This is a genomic window from Gilliamella apicola, assembly GCF_003202655.1.
Classification (GTDB): Bacteria; Pseudomonadota; Gammaproteobacteria; order Enterobacterales; family Orbaceae; genus Gilliamella; species Gilliamella apicola_R.
Genome location: NZ_QGLR01000017.1, coordinates 12,510 through 36,079 on the forward strand (window position 1 = coordinate 12,510; position 23,570 = coordinate 36,079).

The 23,570-nt window shown below is 35.2% G+C and carries 27 protein-coding genes; 9 read left to right on the forward strand and 18 right to left on the reverse strand.

Annotation, left to right across the window (positions count from 1 at the left end; all coding sequences use genetic code 11):
* Positions 1-85 precede the first annotated feature (85 nt).
* From DKK70_RS14545 to rpmB, 7 genes are all read right to left on the reverse strand, one after another.
* Entirely contained in the window at positions 86-496 is a 411-nt protein-coding gene (locus tag DKK70_RS14545) for a VOC family protein (RefSeq protein ID WP_158092453.1), read from the reverse strand.
* A gap of 1 nt (position 497) precedes the next feature.
* A complete protein-coding gene (gene fucP / locus DKK70_RS14550; protein WP_110434640.1) occupies positions 498-1,799 on the reverse strand; it encodes an L-fucose:H+ symporter permease in 1,302 nt (433 codons plus the stop codon).
* Between the two features lie 40 nt (positions 1,800-1,839).
* Complete coding sequence (locus DKK70_RS14555; RefSeq protein ID WP_110434641.1) at positions 1,840-2,769, reverse strand: ribokinase; 930 nt, start codon at positions 2,767-2,769, stop codon at positions 1,840-1,842.
* Positions 2,770-2,784: 15 nt separating this feature from the next.
* The gene (alsE, locus tag DKK70_RS14560; RefSeq protein ID WP_110434642.1) at positions 2,785-3,468 is read right to left on the reverse strand and encodes a D-allulose 6-phosphate 3-epimerase; all 684 of its coding nucleotides are present in this window, start codon (positions 3,466-3,468) and stop codon (positions 2,785-2,787) included.
* A 58-nt stretch (positions 3,469-3,526) separates the two neighbouring features.
* Complete coding sequence (locus DKK70_RS14565; RefSeq protein ID WP_110424403.1) at positions 3,527-4,315, reverse strand: DeoR/GlpR family DNA-binding transcription regulator; 789 nt, start codon at positions 4,313-4,315, stop codon at positions 3,527-3,529.
* A gap of 405 nt (positions 4,316-4,720) precedes the next feature.
* A complete protein-coding gene (gene rpmG, locus DKK70_RS14570) occupies positions 4,721-4,888 on the reverse strand; it encodes a 50S ribosomal protein L33 (protein WP_034884348.1) in 168 nt (55 codons plus the stop codon).
* A gap of 15 nt (positions 4,889-4,903) precedes the next feature.
* Complete coding sequence (rpmB, locus tag DKK70_RS14575) at positions 4,904-5,140, reverse strand: 50S ribosomal protein L28 (RefSeq protein ID WP_034884345.1); 237 nt, start codon at positions 5,138-5,140, stop codon at positions 4,904-4,906.
* A gap of 376 nt (positions 5,141-5,516) precedes the next feature.
* Here rpmB and aroE point away from each other — a divergent pair, with 376 nt between their 5' ends.
* From aroE to argA, 4 genes are all read left to right on the forward strand, one after another.
* Positions 5,517-6,347: a shikimate dehydrogenase gene (aroE, locus tag DKK70_RS14580; protein WP_086359239.1), complete on the forward strand. Its 831-nt coding sequence runs from the start codon at positions 5,517-5,519 to the stop codon at positions 6,345-6,347.
* 153 nt (positions 6,348-6,500) lie between these two features.
* Positions 6,501-6,854 (forward strand): Aca2/YdiL-like domain-containing protein, encoded by a 354-nt coding sequence (locus DKK70_RS14585; protein WP_110434643.1) that lies wholly within the window; start codon positions 6,501-6,503, stop codon positions 6,852-6,854.
* Positions 6,855-7,059: 205 nt separating this feature from the next.
* A complete protein-coding gene (gene aroL / locus DKK70_RS14590; RefSeq protein WP_034884340.1) occupies positions 7,060-7,575 on the forward strand; it encodes a shikimate kinase AroL in 516 nt (171 codons plus the stop codon).
* A gap of 167 nt (positions 7,576-7,742) precedes the next feature.
* A complete protein-coding gene (gene argA / locus DKK70_RS14595) occupies positions 7,743-9,071 on the forward strand; it encodes an amino-acid N-acetyltransferase (RefSeq protein WP_110434644.1) in 1,329 nt (442 codons plus the stop codon).
* A 51-nt stretch (positions 9,072-9,122) separates the two neighbouring features.
* Here argA and DKK70_RS14600 read toward each other — a convergent pair whose 3' ends face one another.
* The 11 genes from DKK70_RS14600 to DKK70_RS14650 all read right to left on the reverse strand — a co-directional run bounded on the left by DKK70_RS14600 (position 9,123) and on the right by DKK70_RS14650 (position 19,950).
* On the reverse strand, positions 9,123-10,376 hold the full coding sequence (locus tag DKK70_RS14600) for a PTS ascorbate transporter subunit IIC (RefSeq protein ID WP_110434645.1): 1,254 nt from the start codon (positions 10,374-10,376) through the stop codon (positions 9,123-9,125).
* 703 nt (positions 10,377-11,079) lie between these two features.
* On the reverse strand, positions 11,080-12,498 hold the full coding sequence (locus DKK70_RS14605) for a glycoside hydrolase family 28 protein (protein WP_110434646.1): 1,419 nt from the start codon (positions 12,496-12,498) through the stop codon (positions 11,080-11,082).
* 172 nt (positions 12,499-12,670) lie between these two features.
* Positions 12,671-13,642: a sugar-binding transcriptional regulator gene (locus DKK70_RS14610; protein ID WP_110434647.1), complete on the reverse strand. Its 972-nt coding sequence runs from the start codon at positions 13,640-13,642 to the stop codon at positions 12,671-12,673.
* 107 nt (positions 13,643-13,749) lie between these two features.
* Positions 13,750-14,994, reverse strand: coding sequence for a zinc-binding dehydrogenase (locus DKK70_RS14615; protein ID WP_110434648.1), 1,245 nt, complete (start codon positions 14,992-14,994; stop codon positions 13,750-13,752).
* Between the two features lie 161 nt (positions 14,995-15,155).
* Complete coding sequence (locus tag DKK70_RS14620) at positions 15,156-15,986, reverse strand: mannose/fructose/sorbose PTS transporter subunit IID (RefSeq protein ID WP_110434649.1); 831 nt, start codon at positions 15,984-15,986, stop codon at positions 15,156-15,158.
* A gap of 17 nt (positions 15,987-16,003) precedes the next feature.
* On the reverse strand, positions 16,004-16,816 hold the full coding sequence (locus DKK70_RS14625; RefSeq protein ID WP_110434650.1) for a PTS mannose/fructose/sorbose transporter subunit IIC: 813 nt from the start codon (positions 16,814-16,816) through the stop codon (positions 16,004-16,006).
* 28 nt (positions 16,817-16,844) lie between these two features.
* On the reverse strand, positions 16,845-17,336 hold the full coding sequence (locus tag DKK70_RS14630; protein ID WP_034883852.1) for a mannose/fructose/sorbose PTS transporter subunit IIB: 492 nt from the start codon (positions 17,334-17,336) through the stop codon (positions 16,845-16,847).
* A complete protein-coding gene (locus DKK70_RS14635; protein WP_110434651.1) occupies positions 17,337-17,756 on the reverse strand; it encodes a PTS sugar transporter subunit IIA in 420 nt (139 codons plus the stop codon).
* A 211-nt stretch (positions 17,757-17,967) separates the two neighbouring features.
* Complete coding sequence (gene mutH / locus DKK70_RS14640) at positions 17,968-18,648, reverse strand: DNA mismatch repair endonuclease MutH (RefSeq protein WP_110424413.1); 681 nt, start codon at positions 18,646-18,648, stop codon at positions 17,968-17,970.
* 67 nt (positions 18,649-18,715) lie between these two features.
* On the reverse strand, positions 18,716-19,264 hold the full coding sequence (locus tag DKK70_RS14645; RefSeq protein WP_110434652.1) for an NADPH-dependent FMN reductase: 549 nt from the start codon (positions 19,262-19,264) through the stop codon (positions 18,716-18,718).
* An 83-nt stretch (positions 19,265-19,347) separates the two neighbouring features.
* Entirely contained in the window at positions 19,348-19,950 is a 603-nt protein-coding gene (locus DKK70_RS14650) for a Dps family protein (protein ID WP_110434653.1), read from the reverse strand.
* Between the two features lie 268 nt (positions 19,951-20,218).
* Here DKK70_RS14650 and srlA point away from each other — a divergent pair, with 268 nt between their 5' ends.
* The 5 genes from srlA (at position 20,219) to DKK70_RS14675 (ending at position 23,535) form a co-directional block, all read left to right on the forward strand.
* Positions 20,219-20,767 (forward strand): PTS glucitol/sorbitol transporter subunit IIC, encoded by a 549-nt coding sequence (gene srlA / locus DKK70_RS14655; RefSeq protein WP_034883846.1) that lies wholly within the window; start codon positions 20,219-20,221, stop codon positions 20,765-20,767.
* 33 nt (positions 20,768-20,800) lie between these two features.
* Complete coding sequence (srlE, locus tag DKK70_RS14660; protein ID WP_110434654.1) at positions 20,801-21,802, forward strand: PTS glucitol/sorbitol transporter subunit IIB; 1,002 nt, start codon at positions 20,801-20,803, stop codon at positions 21,800-21,802.
* Positions 21,803-21,898: 96 nt separating this feature from the next.
* Positions 21,899-22,267 carry a PTS glucitol/sorbitol transporter subunit IIA gene (gene srlB / locus DKK70_RS14665; RefSeq protein ID WP_110434655.1) on the forward strand — a complete coding sequence of 123 codons (369 nt, stop codon included), beginning with the start codon at positions 21,899-21,901 and terminating at the stop codon, positions 22,265-22,267.
* Between the two features lie 10 nt (positions 22,268-22,277).
* Complete coding sequence (gene srlD / locus DKK70_RS14670; protein WP_110434656.1) at positions 22,278-23,057, forward strand: sorbitol-6-phosphate dehydrogenase; 780 nt, start codon at positions 22,278-22,280, stop codon at positions 23,055-23,057.
* A gap of 112 nt (positions 23,058-23,169) precedes the next feature.
* A complete protein-coding gene (locus tag DKK70_RS14675; RefSeq protein WP_219999834.1) occupies positions 23,170-23,535 on the forward strand; it encodes a transcriptional regulator GutM in 366 nt (121 codons plus the stop codon).
* Positions 23,536-23,570 lie beyond the last annotated feature (35 nt).

Genomic DNA, 23,570 nt, shown 5'->3' on the forward strand with positions numbered 1-23,570 from the left:
AGCGTATTTTTTCAAATAAAAAACTACCTGTATTTACCGGTAGTTTTTTTATTGATAATTCTCTCATTATTTATTGCGATAATGATTAGAAATATCTTGTCATATCAAATTCAACTCGCTCACCATCAGGACCACTAATAAGAAAGAAGCTTACTTCACAATACTCTCTTTTCTCATAAACCGGCCCTTCATTAATTTCGTAACCGAGTGCTTTTATTTTATTAAGCATTTTGTCAATATCATTTACTTCCAGTGCAAAATGTTCAATACCATTGCGAGATTGAGATAAACTATTATCAATAGAATCTGGTAATTGATAAAGTTCTAAAGTAAGTTTTGGAGAAGTTAAAAACGCTACATGTACTTCGCCATTTTCGCCTTTTTTTGCAAATTTTTCTCTAACACTAAATCCTAAGGTTTGATAGAAAGCTGACGATTTATCAATATCACTAACTTTTAAACCTAAATGAGCAATACCTGTAATTAAATTATTCATATTAGATACCTTTTCTTGAACAATAGTAACCATAAAATGCGACGTAGATAAAACAGCATAACGGGGCGATAAATGCGATTTGCATGTTTCCTTGATTAACATCAGAAATAATCCCCATAATGAGAGGAATAACGGCACCACCAATAATTGACATGACGACAATAGAACCGGCAGTTTGCGTATCTTTACCCATTCCTTTAATGGTTAATCCGAAATTAGTTGGCCATCCAGGCGCCATACAAAAACTAATAGTAGTTAATGTTGCGATAGCGATGATACCCGAGCTCATTATTGCGATTGCTAATAAGAACACCGCTAGCAGAGCAAATATACTTAATAGTTTAGCTGGAGTTATTTTTTTCATTAAAAATGTAGATACCACTTTGCCTAATGCATAGAAAAGTAGCGAGATTAGTAACCAATAAGTCGCATTATGTTCTGATGTTCCGGTTTCCACTTGTTGGACGAAGCGAATAGTAAAACTCCAGACGCCGACTTGCGCACCTACATATAAAAACTGAGAAATGATACCTAAAGTAAAACGAGGAATAGCAAAAAGTCGTTTTAAAGAATGAATTAAATTTTCATTTTCTTGGTTTTCTACCGAACTAGCTTTACAGGCAGGAAATTTGACAAAAATAAATAGCAACGCAATTAAAACTAATATTGAACCGATAATTAAATAGGGGGTAACTACCTGTCCAACCATTTGATGCCTTGCTTCATCTGCCGCTTCTGGTGTCATTTGCAACAATTCAGCATGGCTAGGATCATTTTTTCCAAACACTAATTGTTGCCCAATTAGGACACCTAAGATAACACCTACTGAATTAAAAATTTGTGAGAAATTAATGCGCTGTGTTGAGGTTTCTATTGGTCCTAATAAACTTGAATAGGTATTACAAGATGACTCAAGAAATGACAAACCACAAGCGATAATGCCTAAACAGCCAAGAAATGCATAATAGGTCATTGAGGAGGCGGCTGGAATAAATAGAAAACAGCCAGTCGCATATAACATTAAACCAATCACAATCGCTAATTTATATGAGAATTTTTTTATTATCGCCGCTGCTGGTAAGGCGATAAAAAAGTATCCTAAAAAGAATACTGATTGTACTAAAGCGGTTTGGGTATCAGTAAGATCAAACCCTTTTTTAAACTGTGCAATTAGAATATCATTTAAATTAACCGCCATTCCCCAGAGTGCAAATAAACAACAAACTAGAATAAATTTTGCCCATGGTGTTTTGGTTAAATAACTACTACTATCTAAAGTAGATGATTTATTTGTCGTATTCATAATAAAACCTTAATATTCAAAAATAATTAGTCATAATTTATTAATTACCACTAAGTTTGTGCATACGTTCAATTGCCTGTTGGTAGGTCGTCATACAGGCTGCGCCAATATATTCGACACTCACTGCTGCAAAAGCAGAGCTAAATAACGCAGCTTGTTTGATATCTTGTCCATTAGCAATTTGAGCGGCTAGGGCGCCGTTGAAAGCATCTCCAGCACCAGTGGTATCAACAGGATTTGCTGGAAAACAAGGGATCCAAGTTTTAGTTGCCTGATCAGAAAGTAACGAACCTTTTGCTCCCATCGTGATGATGATTTTTTTAACGCCTTTTTGATGTAGATAATCGGCAGCACGCTTGGCACTTTCCTTATCGGTAATTTTTTGCCCAGTAAGAAGATAAGTTTCGGTTTCATTTGGGGTTAACAAGTCAACTTTTGATAATAATTCATCACTTACCGGTTGAAATGGTGCTGGATTTAAAATAGTAAATGCGTTGTTATTTTTGGCGATATTAATGACTTGTTCAATCGCAGCAATGTTGTTTTCAAGTTGGACTAATACCACATCAGCACACTTTATTGCAGGTTCACATTTTTTAATTTCCTCTTCAGTTACAATCATATTGGTACCTGGATCGACAGAAATCATATTTTCAGCACTTTCTCCTGCAACATAAATTAATGCATTACCGGTAGCTCGTTCATTTGAGCTTAATATGGTTACCGCATTAAACCCGACCTCTTTAAGATGACGACGAGCAAAATAACCAAAATCATCTTCACCAATTTTCCCTATATAATGTACGTTTGCTCCTGCTTTCAATGCTGCTGTTGCTTGATTAGCCCCTTTTCCTCCTGCTGAAATCTTACTTGATTTAGCAACGAGTGATTCACCGGGCATAGGAAAACGATCTAAAAATGCTGTTATATCAAGATTAAAAGATCCGAAAACACAAACTTTTCCTTTCATTTAATTGTCCTTTTACTATTTGATAGTTTGGATAGCGTTATTGATATCAACCGTCATTTTTTTCCATGCCTCATCTAAAGAGAGATTTTTTTTAAATAGCCCTGAGCTCCCCATAATCAATACTTCAGCTCCAGATGAGAGCAGTTGATAATAAGTATTGGCATTACAAGAACCGTCAACCTCAATGAGAAATTTGTAACTATTACGTTTTTTTAATTCAGCAAGTTTTCTTATTTTTTGTAGCATTTCAGGAATAAATGGTTGTCCAGCATAACCTGGATCTACAGTCATTATGGTGATCTTATCAAGTAGATGAATATATTCTGATATGTACTCAATAGGTGTTGCCGGATTGATGACAACTCCTGCTTTTTTATTTAATTGGTGAATATGATTAATCACCCTAAACGCATTAGTATTAATTGTTTCCGCATGCGGACAAATAAAATCGGCACCTGCATTTGCCATTTGATCAATAAAATCCGTAGGGTGTTCTACCATCAAATGGACATCGATTGGTATGGATGTGTGAGGTTTTATCTGTTCAATAAAAAAAGCTGAAAGTGTGATATTTTTAACAAAATGGCCATCCATGATATCAACATGCAGAAAGTCGGCATGTTGATTAAAAAATGTTAATTGCTCTTTTATATTAATTAAATCCATACACATCAGTGATGGGGAAATTTTATACTGCATAACTATTCTCCTTATTACTAGAATCATCATTTTTATCTAGTTAAGAAGAGATATTTAATTAAGCTAATACCACCTCAACACTGTGCCAATCCATCTCTTTTTGTAGTAGTTTATCGATAGTTTTATCGGTAATGAGTACATCAATATCGCCTAAGTTACATATTTTGGCGAAGGCGTTTTGATTAAATTTGGTTGAATCTGCTAATACAATGACTTTTCTTGCTGTTAAAATCATCTGTTTTTTCAAATGAGCATGATATTCATTGTTGTCACTTAAACCATTATCAAAATCTAAGCCATCGCAAGAAATAAATAAGGTATCTATAGTAAATTCCGCCAACATTTTTTCGGTTAATGAGCCAACCATATCTTCGTTTTTGGCAAAATAGGCGCCACCTAAAACAAAAATTTGAATTTGGCTTTTGGCTGCTAATGTTTGAACAACATTTATTGAATGAGTGATGACAGTCATGTCAACATTTGGTAGCTGTCGAGCTAAAAACCAGCAAGAAGAACTACTATCTAAAGCGATACGATCTGCATTATTTACAAACTGTAGTGCTTTTCGAGCGATGCGGGTTTTTACCTCTGTATTAACTAAAATCCGTTGGCGGAAAGAGCGATTATTACTCAATATGGAAGGCACTATAGGTTCACTAGAGAGAGTAGAGGCGAGAACAGCGCCGCCATGGCTGCGACGTATTAAGTCCTTTTCCTCTAAAGCTCTTAAATCTCTACGTAGTGTTTCTTTAGATACGGAACAGAGTTTTGCCATATCATTTACTGTCAAACTAGTGTGTTGACTGAGTAATTGAATGATCATTTGTTGCCGTTCTAGTATTAACATAATATCTCCTTAACTGCCTTGTCATTTTAACTTTGTAAAAATTACCATTTTGTGTATGGAATCTGTTTTGTTATCTGTTTTGTTTCGTTAATAATAAAATGTGATAAAGGGCACATTTACCATATTAAATAGTGCAATATTTGCTTAAATTTATCCTTATTATCACCAGAAACAAAAACAATCGGTCAAAATCGGTGGGTAAAATCATCTCTGATTTTGACCGAATTTGACCGAAACTTTTGCGATCAATTAATAGTAGTCTATTTTGAAGTGGAGTGTTGATGAGCTGGAAATATTTTTAGTCAGTAGATAATCAAAGTACTTTTTTATATGGACGGTAGGAGATAATTTATTATAACGATAAAAAAACCCAGCCTAAGCTGGGTTTTTTATTTATAAGTAAAATTATTTAATTTTAGCTTCTTTATAAACAACATGCTGACGAACAACGGGATCGTATTTTTTGATCTCCATTTTTTCAGGCATGGTTCTTTTGTTTTTGCTAGTGGTATAAAAATGACCGGTACCAGCAGAAGAAACTAATCTAATTTTTTCACGTACACCTTTAGCCATGATATGGTTTCCTTATTAGTACTTTTCACCACGGGCACGAAGTTCAGCTAAAACTGCATCAATACCCTTTTTATCGATAGTACGCATACCTTTAGCTGATACACGTAATTTTACAAAACGTTTTTCACTCTCAATCCAAAAACGGTGAGTTTGAAGGTTTGGTAGAAAACGACGTTTAGTAGCATTCATCGCATGAGAACGATTATTTCCTACTAAAGGACCTTTTCCTGTTACTTGGCATACTCGTGACATGTCAATAATTCTCCGAAATTTCTATGCTTAAGCCTTGGGCGTAATATGTTAATGGAATTAACCTCGTCAGGCTTTTAGTTTGCTGCAGTTCTATTTGAGAAGCAGTCTAACCTCTCACACTACACCCATAATAATGAGGTAGCGAAGTATACGCTTTTAATGGCAATTTCTCAAGCATTATATTAATTAAGCTTGAAAATAAGTTTTTAATTGAAAAAAGATTAATAAATCTATATTGGTTATTATGGCGAAATAATTATCGCATAATATGCATTGTTTTTGTTCAATATATAATGATTTAATCTTATAATAACGGTGTATTAATAGTATAGATTTTATCTATTAGCCTTAATTTTCTTACTTTCAAGGAGATAGTATGAGTCAGTTCACGCCATATAGCATCTATGGCATTATCGGTTATCCTTTAGGGCATAGTATGAGCCCACTTATTCATACTACATCATTTCAAGATTATGGTATTCCAGCCGTACTTGTGCCTTTTCCAACACCTCCTGAAGAGATTGAAACACTTTTTAAGTCAGTTCGATTACTCAATATTCGTGGTTTATGCGTTACCATTCCACACAAACAAGCTATTATTCCTTATTTAGATGAAGTCAGCGAGCATGTTAAAAAAGCCGGTGCTGCTAATTTAGTTTATTGGGATGGTGATAAACTTTGTGGTGATAACACTGATATTATTGGATTTATGCAACCATTAATGCAAAAGAAAGTACCTGCTGAATATAAAAAAGTATTAATACTAGGTGCGGGTGGCGCAGCTCGCGCGGCAGTTGTTGGTTTACATGATCTTGGATATAGCGATATAACGGTTACCGATATTGTCACTGATTTACCAGAAGCATTAGCGAAAGAATTTAATCTTAAAACGGTAGCTTGGGAAGATAGAGATAAAGTTGAAGCACAAATTATCGTTAACTCAACACCATTAGGTATGCAAGGTAAATTTGAAGAGCAAACGCCTTATGAACAAGCATGGTTCAAAGGTAAAGGTATCGCTTATGATATTGTGTATACCCCATATAACACGAAATTTAGACAAGAAGCTGAAAAAGCCGGTTGGGAGTCGATTTCTGGACGTGAGATGTTTATTGGTCAAGCAAATGCGCAATTTAAAATTTGGACAGGAAAAGATCTTTCCGATAGAGCAAAACAAGCAGTGATTGATGCCTTAGCAGGAAAATAAAAGTTAGCAACATCCATCTTATTAAATTGAGGTGGATGTGTAGTTAATCTTCATACTAAAAAATTTATTAAATCTACTAAAAAGCAGTAAGAGTGAAAAGTAGTAAGTGTGATTGGTAAATTTAAAATGTGATTGAAAAGGAGTATTTAATTTATGACTAATTTAGAATTACAAGCATTTCGCCGTTTTCTAATGCTAAAAATTTCAGAAGCAAGTGAGTATATTGGTAAAACCGATGTGGAAACATGGCGCAATTGGGAAAACGGTACTTTACCTATTCCTGAAAATGTAGCCACAGCGATGAAAGAACTAAAAAATCTACGTAGTGAAAAAATAAAATTGATTATCAATAGCATTAATGACCGTGTTGGTAGCAACACTATTCGTTATTTCATGACATATCAAGAGTTTAAAAAGGTTAATCCTGAACTTGATGTGATCCAATGGCGATTACATCAATCTATTGCTACAGAGCTTTACTTTCGAGGTTTAGAGAAGTTGTGTTGATTTTTAGGCGCAATGCTAAATTATCTTTAAATAACGTTGTGTAAATTGTAACAATATGTTTACAGTATTGCTTAATATTATTCTATGTTAAATCATATGGATAGCATGTAATTAAATCATTCTGTAAAAAAATATTGCAAAAATAAAAATGAATCACTAGCATAGGTAACTTAGATTTAGAGCGGTATATCAAGAAGGACCCAAAATGAAGAAAACAATTTTTTTAGTTGGCGCAAGAGCAGCTGGCAAAACAACCATGGGTAAAATGTTAGCCAATAAGTTATCATTTTCTTTTATTGATACAGATTGTCATTTACTTGAAACTACGCAAAGAACGGTTGCTGAAATTGTTGAAAAAGAGGGGTGGGAAGGTTTTCGTGCTAGAGAAAGCCAAGTCCTTATTGATACAGCTAAGCCGAATCGCGTGATCGCAACTGGCGGTGGTATGGTGTTAGCCGAACAAAATCGACAGTTTATGAAACAAAATGGCATTGTTATTTTTCTATCTGCTCCGGCGGCAACCTTAGCTGCTCGTTTGATGAAAGATCCTAATGTCGCACAACGACCATCATTAACCGGTTTATCCATTTCCGACGAGATGGAAAAAGTGCTTGCTGAGCGTTTACCATTATATCATGATGCTGCGCACCATATTGTCGATGTTGATCAGGACGAAAATATAATTCTCAATCAGATGATTGAAAAACTGCAAAGTCACTAAATTAACTTCGTTCATTTTCTGCCATCAATTATTCATTAAACTATTTCTATAAATTAGTTTTATCTATTTTTATCTTTTTGAATTTTTCAAAAAGTACTTGCTATTGGATAAAAAATAAATAAAAATACAAAAATTGTGAATAAATATTCATTTTGGATGGTAGTGCGATGAAAGAGAGAACAACTGAACTTGTTGACGGTTTAAGGCATTCAGTCCCTTATATTAATGCCCATCAAGGAAAAACCTTCGTTATTTTATTAACCGGCGCCGTGTTAAAAAGTAATAATTATGCAAGTATCATTAGCGACATTGGTTTATTACATAGTTTAGGTATTAAATTGGTGATTGTTAATGGTGCGCGTAACCAAATAGATGAGTCGTTAAAAAACCATAATATCCAACCGAAATATCATAAAAATACTCGGATCACTGATGCTTCAACGCTAGAGATTGTTAAACAAGTAACTGGATTATTACAACTTAATATTACCGCCAGTTTATCAATGAGCTTAAATAATACGCCCTTGCAAGGTGCCCATATTAATGTGGTCAGTGGTAACTTTGTTATAGCGCAACCATTAGGTGTTGACGATGGTGTCGATTATTGTCATACCGGAAAAATTCGACGAATTAATAATGAAGCTATCGATCAGCAGTTAGAGCGTGGCTCGATTGTCTTACTCGGTCCAGTGGGGGTGTCGGTGACTGGCGAAAGCTTTAACTTATCATCAGAAGATGTTGCAGCCGAAGTTGCCATTCGTCTTAAAGCTGATAAATTAATAAGTTTTTGTGCTGAACAGGGAGTACTTGATGAACAAAAACATGTAATTACTGATCTGTTCCCTATTGATGCTGATAATTATGTTAATCACAAAGAACAAACCGGCCAATATCTATCTAGTGAGGCGCGTTTTTTGCGTGCAGCATCTAAAGCATGTCGTAATGGGGTACGTCGTAGCCACTTGGTTAGCTATTTAGTGGATGGATCTATTTTACAAGAACTATTTTCGCGCGACGGTATCGGTACCCAAGTTTCGATGGAACATTCTGAACAAATTCGCTTGGCAACCATAAATGATATTGGTGGAATTTTAGAGCTGATTCGACCACTTGAAGAACAAGGTATTTTAGTCAAACGCTCAAGAGAACAGTTAGAAATTGAAATCGATAAATTTACTATTATTGAACGGGATCATATGACCATTGGTTGTGCGGCACTCTATCCTTATCCAGAAGAAAAGATGGGCGAAATGGCATGCTTAGCCATTCATCCACAATATCGTAACTCATCACGCGGTGATTTATTGTTAGAAAAAATTGCGGAACGAGCCAATAATTTAGGATTAGAAAAAATCTTTGTACTCACTACTCGTAGTATCCATTGGTTCCGCGAAAAAGGTTTCAATCCAGCTGAAGTGGATGATCTACCGATTAAAAAGAAACAACTTTATAATTATCAAAGAAATTCGAAAATTTTAATGTTTGATTTGATCTAAAAACCAATCGCTAAGAAAAAGTCCGTATCACAACGGACTTTTTTATTTTGTTTAACTAAAAAGTTTAACAATAAATTCGGTGATTAACGATAATGATGTGAAATCAGGATCGGCAAAAGTCACACCTTCAACACCTAAAAATGCAAAGAGAGGTAGTGCAAGTGCAGGTAATACGCATAAAAGTAAACCGTTAACGAAAGCCGCAATAATCGCTCCTCTTGCGCCACCAGTTGAGTTACCAAAGATTGCCGCTGTACCACCGGTGATAAAACTTGCCATTATTCCAGGAATAATAATTGGCAAACCAATAAAAGGAAAAACAACCACGCAGGCTATTTCAGTAAAGAAGCTAACAATAAAGCCCACTAATACACAATTTGGTGCTTTATCAAATAACACCATCGGATCGACCGCTGGCACACAACCCGGTGCAACAACTTGAGCAAATCCTTTAAAAGCAGGAATAATTTCTTCAGTAAAAATAGCGACCCCTTTTTTAGCAATGTACAGACCACCGGCAAAAATTGCAGATTGTTCCAACGCAAAAATAATGAATGTATTATTTTTAAGAATATCTTTTAAATAATCAGCAGAAGAAAACGCGCCAGATAAACATAGTAAGACAAACATAGTAATAAATGTCGCCACATCAGACTGCCTTAAAAAGCTAAAACGGTCATTGATTTTAATATTTTCAATATCATTTTTTTTATTTCCGAGCCATTTACCTAAATAAGATCCTATTAAATATGAAATAGTCCCTGCATGAGCAATACAATAATCATTATTGCCTATTATTGTCCGGCTAAATTTAGAGAGTAAAGTTGGAAATACCGCCATATAAAGGCCAATAATAACTGCGCCAGAAGCAACAATGGTATAGCCATTATAGCCCATCCCTTGTAAAACAGCGGTGAATGAAAATGCCATAAATAGCACTAGGTGCAAGGATAGATAAATCGATTTAAAGCGGGTAAATCTGGCCAACAGGAGATTAATTATCATCGCAAAAAAGAGAATAAAAGCAGCACTTGTGCCAAGTGATTCCATCGTTAACGCGGTAATAGCTTCATTACTAGGTACTACCCCATGCATTCCAAAAGCGTGAGTAAACATGTTACTAAACATGATTAACACGCCGCCTAAGATTTTTCCGCCGGTTTTAATTAGTACAAAACCAATAAATGAAAGTAGTGTTCCAGTAATAATTTTAGAAATTTTAGCTCTCTGTAATATCAGACCGATAAAAGCAACTAATGCAATAATGATAGCTGGCTGACCAAAAATATTTAGAAAAAGCGCCATAGTTCCACTCCAAAGATAATAATAAAATACTGGATCATTATAAATAAAACGCCATTTCATTTTGTGTTTTAGATCACAATTTAACAAATGAAATATACAGATAATCAATTAGTAACAAATTATTTATCTTAATTGCCGATGCTAATATGATCTTTTTCAACTAATGTTTGTTTGAGTTGTGGTAGTTTTTTATAAAAAATTGAGAAACCTTTACCTCGTTACTAAATTTTGAGTAGTAAATAGCTAGCTAGCCATTTACTAAGCCGAGATTGATAAAATGCTATATAGACATCATTCAAATCAGTTTTATTTGCAAAAAATATCCTCGGCGCATTTTAAGTAATATTTTAATTAATTATTTTTATTGCTAATGTTTGCTTAAGGTATGGCTGTGTTTTATAAAAAAATTGAGAAGTCTGTAGCGAGTTACTGGTTTTGAGAATAAGAGATGGAGTTATAAAACAAGCTTAGTGGATTATAGTGGTTTTAGACCTGATGCATTTATAATATCAAGCTTAACGGTTGGCGAGTTAATAGGGTATAGGTAAAAAATTAACTATAGTTAAGGTCTACTTTAGCTAGAATCAATCGAAAATATGAGCGTTACCTATTTTGATATTAAGCAAGTAAATCGACAATCAAAACAGGTAACACTCTGTTAGCTAAGATCTTTATCTAATGCAATCTAAATTAACACATTAAATTATTTATTAGTTATTTTACTACCATTTTCTTTAATAATATCAGCTCCTTTTTCTACCTTAATTGTCGTTTTACTGAACTCTACTGATGCATTACGAATTTTAAAACCAAGTTCAGATTGAATATTAATATTAGAAAATTTGATATTATCGAATGGCTTTTCAGGCGTTCCAATGATAAAACCTGCATAATTGGTTTTACCTTTAACTGTAAGATTATTAAAGGTTATGTTATTAAAGTATGGGGTTTCGTTTTCTTTATATGCTTTCGGTTGTTCATTATCAGCTGGGTAGATTTGGTCGCCTAACATAAATCCGCCGGCAAATTCCCCTTCTTGCAACGCTTTAACTCTCGCATCTTTAGTAGTTGGTCCTCCTTTATAATAAGCTGACAGTACAATAGGCGTTTTTACATTTATCATTGTGTTGTTGTTATAGTGAATATCTTTGACTTCTCCGCCTTTACCTCTTGGCGATTTTATTCGAATACCATACATTGCATCAGTAAAAGTATTATTTTCTGCTAGTAAATTGCTTACACCGCCATTCGTTTCTGAGCCGATAGATAATCCTCGCCCAAGCATAAAGTTATTATCTGCAATATAGAAATCATGGCTAAGATTGCTGATTGTCGATTTTATTGCCACGTGATCATCACCAACACTGATGTTATTTTGGGTGATGGTGACTCTTCGGCTATTCATCGGATCAATTGCATCGGTATTTTGCCACCAAGCAGGAGCCGATATGGTTGTTTGATTAATCGTAATATCTTCGACATTTTTAAAAACGATATGAAAACTTGGTGAATTCTGTATGGTGACGCCTTCAATTAAGATATTATTGGCGTCTTTAAATAAAAGTAAACGTGGACGATTTGTTGGTCCTTTTTTTCCTGCCTTACGAGTCTCCGCGCGATATTTTTCTAAAAGCGTTGAACCTTGCCCATCAATAATACCTTCACCTGTGATAGCAATATTTTTTTCTTCTGCAATATTAATAAAGCCAATCCATTGTTCAGCCAATGGTAATGATTTAGCCGAGCTTGACCATTTTTGTTGTTCTTCTGTGGGATGATAAGCACTTTCTTCAGCAGAAGCTTGTAGCACAGCATCTTTTTCTAAATGAAATTCAATATTACTTTTTAAAAACAGTGGTTCAGATAGGTAATAACCAGCAGGAACAATAACTTTGCCGCCACCATTTTGCGCACAATCATCGATAGCCGTTTGAAATGCTTTGGTGTCATACCAAATACCGGTGGCTTCAGCGCCATAGTCTCTAACATTACATTGTTTAGGCGGAATATTTAGTTTGTCCAAAGTAACAGGAGAAAATGAAGGCGAGGCTAGCGCAGTAAAACTAGCAGTAAGCGTCAGTAAACTGATAGATAATCCATTTTTTATAATTAATTGATACATGTTTTTTCCTTGATAAACAATAAAAGATGAAATAGTGAATTTAAAAGTGATTATCTTGGTTAATAACCAAAGAATCTGTTAATGGAGTCACAAATTTGAAAAATAATTTATAAAAAATGAAATGATGTTTTAATTTATAGTGTGCGAACTATATAGCCATTTACTCAGGTAATCAATTGACTAATTGATTAGCCATTTCATCACTGACGACTAATATATCGATATAATTTGCTTTTAATGCCGCAATCAAACTATTAAGTTTTTCAGGATCACCGCTAGCACATATTTTTAGGGGAATTTTTTTGAGGTTTTCTAATGTTACCCCAATAATTTGATCATGAAGTGGGGTTTGTAATTCCTTACCATTTTTATCATAAAATCGCGATAAAATATCGCCGACAATCTTGCTGTTGGTAACCTTCTGAAAAAGTTCACCATAAAAACCATACCAAATTGAGCTTTTAGATATCGCAGGGCAACCAATACTAAATAAAGCAATGGTGATTTTATCCCACCAATTATTGAGTTCTTTCATATGTTGAGTTTTGGCAATTTCGCTTTTTAAATTGGCTGTATCGACGATAGCCGGGTAATCAATCAATATCGCTTGGCTTTTAAGTTTATCAGAGAGTTTATAAGCAATATTATTGACATGGTATTTAGTTTCGATCTTGCCAGAAGGACCACCGATCATTGGTACGATAGTAACATTTTCGAAGGTAGCATTATCATTTTTTAAGCTATTAACAATATAATTGATTGACCGCCCCCAAGACACACCAATGACATCATTCTCGGTAATATTTTTCAGTAGAACATTCGAGGCGACATTACAAACAATCTGATTTTTACTTTCATTGTCGTTATCAAGATTAACCGGCACGACAATCACTTGTTTTAAATGATATTTATTACAAATTTTTTCTTCTAACGCGATATCCGGTAACAAATTATAATTAATCGAAATCGAAACAATACCAAGCTCGCGTATTGTTTTTAACATTCGGCTAATGCTTGAACGATGTATATTAACGATTTTTGCTATTTCCGACTGTGTTTTGTTTTCTTCATAATACAGTTGAGCAATCTTAATTAACAACTTGTGTTGTTCAAGTTCGTCGTTGCTAAAATTTTGATTAATCATAGTAGCGTTATCTTATTTTTTAGTTATTAAATACTCAGTGTTTTTATTCACCTCAAGAAGTCTTTTTTGTATGACAACTCGAAGTGAATAGAGAGTATACCAAAAAATCAAGAATCGATATCAGGAAAATAGTTTAAAACATAATCTTCGGCCTCTTTTGACCAAATGCCATGATTTTTAGATAGTATCTGGTGTAAAGCGACATCATCCGCATCTTCATTTAGTGATTCTAAATTTTTAAGATCAAACTTTTTGTGGGTATAAACCAATTTTTTTCCACCTTTAATTTGATCCTGTATTTGCGTGACTTTACTCGCTTGATCAATACCCATAATGTGCGATACGATTTTTGCCACATCGACAGCTCCCGATTCAATAAGTTTAACTGCTTCGCGCATATCATTGGTATTACCGCCTGAAGTACCAACGATATGGGTAAAATTGTAATGAACATCGTAGAAGTTAATTTCAGCAGAAAAGTTCTTATCTTGTGGACCGGCAAAAAAGTTAAGACAACCGTCAATCGCCAATAATTGCGAGGCAAGTTGAATCAACTCTTGCGAAGGTAAGAAAACAAAAACATCATCAAAACTTCCGGTTGTGGATTTATCTTTTAATAATGAGACTTGATCATCAATATTGGCAATATCCACAAATTCTAATTCAATACCATTACGAGATTGATAAAGGCTTTTTAGATGTGCTATTTTTTCTTTGCTGCGACCAGTTACGACAATCTTTTTGGGTGCGATAGGGCCGCCTAATGCATAATCTATTGCCAACATTCCCATCGGACCAGTACCACCTAAAATAATCAAATTACCATTAGGTTTTATCCCCATGATGTGTTCATAACTATTTGGCTTTAAATGAAAATTAGCATTGAACGCACCAATAATGCATGATAACGGTTCAATTAACGCGCCTTCAAAATAGGTTTGTCCATCATAAGGGATCAAGCAGTCTTGTTTCAGTACGTCATGGTTAATTATCATGTAAGTTGCACAACCACCGGTATATGGATAGGAGTAACCGACACAGTAAGGACTATCCGCAAGTTGCAAATTGGCTTGAACAACATATTTTTGTCCTGGTTTAAATTTATGCTGCCATTTTTTCCCAACTTTTATAATTTCACCGCAACATTCATGTCCAATGATAATTGGGTTATTTTTTAAATCAGGTGGTGTTTTTTTATGATTTTCACCTTGATTAACTAATTTCAATGAAGACATACACATACTATCAACAATGACGGTCACTAGAATTTCATCATCAGTAATATCTGGTAGTTCAAATAACGCTAAGCGCAAATCATTTTTGCCATATAGTCTAACCGCATGAGTTCTCATATATTCCTCTTATTTTTAAATTTGGTTAAATTGGTTGATGGAAAGGTTCAAAGTCTGGTTATTTGGATAAAGCATTGCACTATGACTAAATTATTAAATAACTCTGAACCTTTTTATTCATTTTGGGATGGTCAATTTTTTATCTTCTTCTCCCCCTAGTATCAGCCTAGAATACCTAAGCCGTAGCCAATAATGCCGACTGCAAATAGTGCAAAAATTAAGATTATTGGACTTACTTTTTTCCTTAACAATTTCATCATTAAAAGTGTTAATGCTAGCGGTAACAGGCCTGGCACCAGATCGTTAAGGATGCCTTGTACTGTCATAATGACCTCTTCACCATTGATGCCAGCCGTTTGTGACACAATAAGTGGAACATTTATCGAGGTCCATTTGGTGACTAATACGCCCATGATAAATAGGCCTAAAATAGTTGCGCCTTCGGTTAATTTTGGCAGAATATTACCCGAGAGATCTTTGACGATACCGATTCCCTTTGATAACCCATAAGTTAAGCCATACCATTTCATTGCCAGTCGAATTAAATTGAATATGACAAAAAACAATAATGGGCCAGCGATATTGCCACTCAGTGCCAATGATGCCCCTAACGCCGCCGTTATTGGCCGTAACGTTCCCCAAACTAAAGGATCTCCCACTCCCGCTAACGGCCCCATTAGGCCTACTTTCAGACTGTTAATGGTACCGTCAGAGATATCGGCACCATTGGCTTTAGCTTCTTCCATTGCCATGGTGACGCCGATAACTGGTCCACACATTGCCGGAGTTGTATTAAAGAATGTTAGATGTCTTTTTAATGCTTCGCGTTGCTCCTCTTTTGTTTTATATACTCGTTTGATGGTAGGAATCATATCAACACAAAAAGCTAAGGCATGTATGCGTTCATAATTAAAAGATGCTTGTTGAAAATTAGATCGAATAAAGGTACTAACAATATCTTTCTTTTGAATAGTATTTGATATTTCTTTCATAATAAATTCCTTATTTATTAATCATCTAACTCATCATCAGCAATGATTGAATGATTATTTGTCACAATGTTTTTTTCATTATTTTTGCTGGTATTAAATTTAGAATTTAATTGCACATAAAGAATGGCAAAAATAACGCCTAAAATACCAAATGACAGTAAGCTAAAGTTTAGATAACCACCAAGAACAAAGCCCAAATAGAAGAAAGGTGCTAAATATTTGACCATCATCATGTTTAATACCATTGCATAACCAACGACAACAATAAATCCACCAGCAACGGCAAGGCCTCCAGTAACAATATCTGGTAACATGCTTAATAGGGAGTTAACGGTATTTGCATCAACATAAATGGCGACTAAAGTTGCCGGTATTGCTACGCGTAATGCTTGTACAAACAGCGCACTGTAATGTAAAAGTTCTATTTTTTTGAATTGAACTTTTTCAGCCGCATTATCGGCTTCATGTTGGAAGACCACGGTGATGGTTCTAGCAAACACCGTTAACACTTGTCCTGCTGCGGCAACGGGTAGGGCGATGGCGATTCCGGTTTGAATATCTTGCTTACCAACTACGACTAAGATCGTCGATATGACGCTAGCTAGTGCAGAATCAGGTGATTGGGCGGCTCCAATATTCATCCATCCTAATGCTATTAATTCAAGTGTACCGCCTAGAATAATACCTGTTTTTATATCACCTAATATTAAACCTATTACCGTACAAGCGATTAGTGGGCGATGAGTTTGAAATTCATCAAGTACGCTTCCCATTCCGGCTATACAAGCAAAGATAAATATTAATACAATTTGAAATAATGAAATTTCCATGTTTTGCCTCCTTGTTTATTCCTATTAATTAATTGGGAAATTCTTGTTCAAGTAACTTGATAAAATCGACGTTAGGATCGGTAATTACCACTTTTAAACAAAGTTCAACTCCCATTTGCTGCATTTTTCTAAATGCAGATACGTCGTTTTCATCGACTGAAACGGCTTTAGTAATCTGTTTTTTGCCAGTTTTAAACGACATACCGCCAATATTGATACTTTTAATTGGTACCCCATGTTCAATTAGCCGCACCACATCGGTTGGATTAGTAAATAGATAAAACACGGTATCATTTGCATATTTGGGGTTTTGATAAACTGCTGCTGCTTTTTCGATACTCACCACAGAAACTTTAATGCCAGGAGGGGCTGCTTGTTTAACTAAGGTGGAACGGATTTCGTCGTTAGCAACTTCATCGCTCACTACAATGATTCTTTCCGCCTTTGCTTCTTTGGTCCAAACTGTTGTGACTTGACCATGGATTAAACGGTCATCAATACGAACTAAATTTATAATCATTTAAAACTCCTCATCTTCAGCGATGTCTTTAGATATTTTTTTGAAAGATTTGATGAAATCTGATTGGATGTCATTAAGTTGTTCAAAAGCTTCTTCAAAGCTAATTGATGCATAATCAAGATGTAATAACGCTAAGCAAAGGGGTAAAGATAAACCAGTGATAACTTCGATATTTTCCAATTGCATAGCCAATATTGCGGCGGCGTTATAAGGGCTACCGGAAAAAATATCAGTGATAATGATGAATGGTTGATCTGTTGGTGGATTAATGATTTTTAGATATTTGTCTTTTAACGTCTCAATACCATCACCTAATTGAAAAGTGATAGCATGTAAGTTTGGGTACTCGCCAGCTATCATTTCAATACTATTTTTCATTTCTACAGCAATGTTGCCATGGCCTGCTAATATAAAGTTCATATCACACCTCTTTCACAAATTCTTTTGTTGCTTCACAAATGTTTAAATGAATCTATCTTCACAAATGTTCAAAGTAAATCACCAATGTGCAAAAGTGTGACGTGGGTTTGATTTTCTTGCAAAATAAAAGAAAAAGTTTTTTTTTAACGAAAAAAAGAGGTATTTTGTAAGATCAAAAAAATTAAAGATTAGAGAATCGAATGATCATTTATTAATTAATAAAATGAGTCATTGAATTTTGTAGGATCTGTAAAGTAAATGATTTTTTCAGGTAGAAGCCTCTTGGACGAGTTAAAATGATCTCGCCATTTTCACCAATCGCTTCAGTTAATGCTTTGCCATTGGCGGCTTTTGGTCGGATTTGTAAATAGGTACCATAGCGTGCTGTAATCTTTTCTACTTGACCAAGGGCAATCATATCCATTAATTCTTGCCAATCTTGCTTAAGCTGTTGCTCTTGTTCAAAAGTTGGCGTCCACAGTATGGGGTGTCCTACTTTTCTTTCGGCTAGAGGAATACTTCTTTCCCCTTCAATAGGGATCCAAAGTACTTTGCTGAGTTTGTATTTTACATGACTCGTTTCCCAAATCACTCCATGATTAGCCATTAAGGGGATAACACTAACAAAAGTGGTTTCTAATGGTTTGCCTTGTTTATTAATTGGAATGGTTTTTAATTCGATACCTAAACTGGCAAAATCGCGCTCGGCTTTGCTCCCCGCATTCGCACCTAGATAAGTTTCAATAAGATTGCCTACCCAGCCTTTTTGTTTGTTAAGGTTAGCAGGAATAGGCATATTGACATATTGCGCTATCTCAGCAAAGCTATAACCAGCAGCTAATTTGGCACGATTTAACAACTCTTGTTCATTAGAAGGATAGAAGTTTGGCATGTGTTTTAAATAAATTTAATAATATCCACAATCAATTATATTGGTTGTGGATATTAAAATAAATCTATTAACTTAGCTTTTCAACCCATTTAGCATAACTATCAATAATTAATGCAAGAAATGACTGAGTTTTTTCATTAATATTACCATGTTCATCAAAAGCGGCAGCGATATTACCGACATAAGCTTCCGGTTGTTGTAAAGTTGGCATATCAAGAAAAACCAGCGATTGTCGCAACTGGTGATTGGCACTGAAACCACCAATAGCGCCTTGTGATACCGAAACTACCGCCGCGGGTTTTTTGGACCAAACACTTTTACCATAAGGGCGTGAACCGACATCAAGAGCATTTTTAATAACCGCCGGTAATCCACGATTATATTCCGGGGTAACAAAAATCACACCTTCACAGCTGGCAATTGCTTGGCGAAATCGAGTATAAGATGGTGGTGGTGTATCAACATCAATATCTTCGTTATAAAAAGGTAAATCACCAATTTCAATAATATTGAGTGAGAGTGATTCAGGTGCAATTTGTTGAAACACTTTGGCCACTTTTAAATTGTAGGAATCCTTGCGTAAACTACCAACAAGTACGGCAATCTTTTTACTCATTTGTAATTCTCCTTAATGAAAAGAGAAAGAGACACAAGAATGTGTCTCTTAGTCGGTATGAAAATTTAGGATCACTTAATTTTTTAGTGACCTGAAGAGTCCAGTTTACGACTAGTTTCAAATAAGAACCAAGCTCGTTTTTCTGTTTGGTCTATCCACTCTTCAATTAAACTTGCTGTTGCTGAGTCATTATATTTATCACAGATATCATGAGCAACACGCATACGAGTAGTCAGTTTAATATTATCTTGGCAGAGCTCGGCGATCATATCAGATGGCTCAACAAAATCAGCATCATTATCCGAAATGCTTTGTAATTTTGAAATATGACCAATTGAACGTAATGTGGTACCACCTAATTTACGCACACGTTCAGCAATTGGATCGGTCATAGCAAATAGCTCTTCGCCGTGATCATCTAACATTAAATGGTAGTCACGGAAGTGAGGGCCACTTACATGCCAATGAAAGTTTTTGGTTTTTAAATAGAGAGCGAAGACATCTGCTAATACAGAGTTCATTGCGCCAGAAATATCTTTTGAAGCTTTTTGTCCTAAATCAGTTGGAAATAAAATTGCAGATTGTTGTAATTTTTTGGCAGAACTTACATTTTTTGCTGTTAGACTTTTTGAAGCTGTTGCAGATTTTGAAGTAGTAGTGCTTTTTTTAGTAGTACTTTTAGCCATGTAATATTCTCCTATAGGTGAATTAATTGATTACTTAACCATAACCAAATTACGCCAACTCTTTATTAAAGTCCAATCAAAATGAGCTATTTTTAACTATTACTGCTATATCAACAATCTATGAATGGTTATTTAACTCATTTTTCCTATCGTTTTAAATAATTTCTTTCAAAATAAAAGAAAATGTTTCAAATTGTGATCCAGTTAAAGTTTTTTTAATTTCATAGTTGTTAATATTTTTTTGCAATTTAACTCAATAGGAGAAAATATGATTGATACAATTTCATTTGGAGCCGAATGGTTTATCGGTTTATTCCAAGAAGGCGGTAAAGTGTTAGTCGGGATGGTCACCTCGATTTTACCTTTATTAATTTCATTATTAGTTGTTATGAATGCGGTGATTAAATTTATCGGGCAAGAGCGTATTGAACGTTTAGCACAAGCTTGTGCTGGTAATCCAGTTTCACGTTATTTATTCCTTCCTTTAATTGGTACTTTTGTGTTTTGTAATCCGATGACATTAAGCTTAGGTCGCTTTATGCCAGAGTTTTACAAACCTAGTTATTATGCAGCATCTTCCTATAGCTGCCACTCAATGAATGGGTTATTTCCACACGTAAATCCAGGGGAACTTTTTGTTTACCTAGGGGTTGCCGCAGGGTTAACCACCTTAAATTTACCATTAGGTCCATTAGCTGTTAGTTATTTCCTTGTCGGTTTGATTACTAACTTCTTTAGAGGTTGGATCACTGACTTTTGTACAGCCATTTTCGAAAGAAAAATGGGAATTAAATTAGATAGAAAAGTTCACTTATAACAATTCATCTATCACGATAAAAGGAAAATAAAAATGGCTAACTATATTCGTATTGAAAAAGGTGAAGCAGGTTGGGGTGGTCCATTAGAGCTGCCAATCGTTGCTGGTAAAAAAATAGTTTATATTGCAGCAGGCACAAGACCGGCAATTGTCGATACTTTAGTTGAACTAACCGGTTGGCAAGCGATTGACGGCTTTAAAGAAGGTGAGCCACCTAAAGAGGAAATTGGCGTCGCGGTGATTGACTGTGGTGGAACACTGCGTTGTGGTATTTATCCAAAAAACCGAATCCCAACCATCAATATCCACGCGACCGGTAAATCAGGACCACTTGCTCAATATATTGTCGAAGACATTTATGTTTCAGCAGTTAAGCCAAATAACATCACCGTGATTGAAAAAGATGGTGATGTGGTTAACGAAGTTGCAGCGCAACCATCTCAACAAAATGCTAAAGCATCAGAATTTAAAAATTATGACAGTAATAAAAAAATCACTGAACAAAGTGATGGTTTATTAGCCAAAATTGGGATTGGTATGGGGTCTGGTGTAGCGGTTTTCTTCCAAGCTGGTCGGGATACTATTGATACAGTTCTTAAAACCATTCTACCTTTTATGGCCTTTGTATCTGCTTTAATCGGTATCATCATTGCATCTGGATTAGGTGATCTTATTGCCCATGGGTTAGTTCCATTAGCCGATAACCCTCTAGGTTTAGTGATATTAGCACTCATCTGTTCTTTCCCATTACTTTCACCATTCTTAGGTCCAGGTGCTGTTATCGCCCAAGTTATCGGCACATTAGTTGGTGTTCAAATTGGGCTAGGAAATATTCCGCCTCATTTAGCATTACCAGCATTGTTTGCCATTAATGCGCAAGCTGCATGTGATTTTATTCCTGTTGGTTTATCCCTTGCGGAAGCGAAACAAGATACTGTCCGGGTAGGTGTTCCTTCTGTTTTAGTAAGTCGATTTTTAACTGGTGCACCAACCGTGCTAATTGCTTGGGGGGTGTCGTTATTTATCTACCATTAAAGTGTATTTAACTATTTAGGGATGAGGATCATCCCTCTTTGGTCAACAGCGAAACTAAAGTTTTCGCCTTAACTAAAAAATTAGAGAAGGTTAACGATGTCGAATGTTATCTATCAATCAAAAATTAATCAAATCGGTGAGTTTGCTCCAGATGCCTTAGCTGATGGCATGTTGATACTCTTTAAAAATGGAGCGCCTTCAGATTTGGCGGATTACTGTTTTATACATAGTCATGAGGATTTAAAACAGGATCTTCAAGTCGGCCAAGTTTTGCAACTTGGTAAACATATCTATCACATTACCTCCGTTGGTGATGTTGCTAACACCAATTTTCGTGAATTGGGGCATATCACATTGAGGTTTGATGGCAGTAGTCAGGCCGAATTACCGGGAACTATTCATGTAAAAGGTGATATTCCAAATCAACTTTTTGTGGGTGATGAAATCAAAATTTTAACTAATTAAGGAACAAACAATGAAAAAAGTTGCAGTTATCATAGGTGGTGGACAAACTTTAGGGGAATTTTTATGTAAAGGTATTGCCGATGCTGGTTATCATGTAGCGGTTGCCGATTTAAATGTTGATAATGCAATTAAAGTTGCTGATGCAATTAACCAGAAACATGGAGCCGGTACGGCTAAAGGATTTGGTGTTGATGCAACTAACGAAGAGAGTGTGATTAAACTTGCACAAGATGTTGATAATACCTTTAATCGAGCTGATTTAATGGTTTATAGCGCAGGTATAGCAAAAGCGGCACCCATCACTAACTTTGCCTTAAAGGATTTTCAATTATCAGTAGACGTTAATCTTACCGGGTATTTTTTATGTGCTCGTGAATTTGCTAAATTAATGCTCAAACATAATACAGCTGGTCGAATTATTCAAATCAATTCCAAATCAGGCAAAGTTGGTAGTAAACATAATTCCGGTTATAGTGCAGCTAAATTTGGTGGCGTTGGTTTAACTCAATCACTTGCGCTCGATCTTGCTGATTATGGTATTACTGTAAATTCCTTAATGTTAGGTAATCTCTTGAAATCACCAATGTTCCAATCATTAATTCCTCAATACGCTAAAAAATTGGGTATACCAGAAAGTGAGGTAGAGCAAGTTTATATTGATAAAGTGCCACTTAAACGGGGTTGTGATTATCAAGATGTACTTAATGTACTGCTATTTTACGCGAGTGATAAAGCCTCTTATTGTACTGGTCAATCAATCAATATTACTGGCGGACAAGTCATGTTCTAATTAAGATCATGTTTTAATATAACATCATGTATTAATATAAAATATAGTGCGGAAGTGTCAATTTAGCACTTTCGCATTGTTTGTTTAGCATAAACTATTACTGGAGATAACCATGAATATGACTACAACGTTAATAATTTTTGCACTTATGGCATGGTGTGTCCAAATCATTTTTAGTTGGTTGCAAATCCGCCGGTTTAATCATGCTTTTTTAGCGATGAAAAAGGGGCGATATTTAGGTGTTGGTCGTAGCCAAACCAAATGGTTTAAGCCGCGAGTTTTAATTGCTGTTTCTTTGGACGAAAACCAAACGGTAATTGATTCAATTACCATGAAAGGCATTACAGTATTTGCACTACCTAAAACCATTCCTCAATTACTTGGACTTAATGCAAAAGAAATTATTCCTGAAACGATATATCCGAATGATCCTGCTTCGCAAAGTGCATTGTCAACCGCACTAACTGCGAGCAAATAGTAAATAACATTTATTTTGAAAAGTATTTTCTTTTA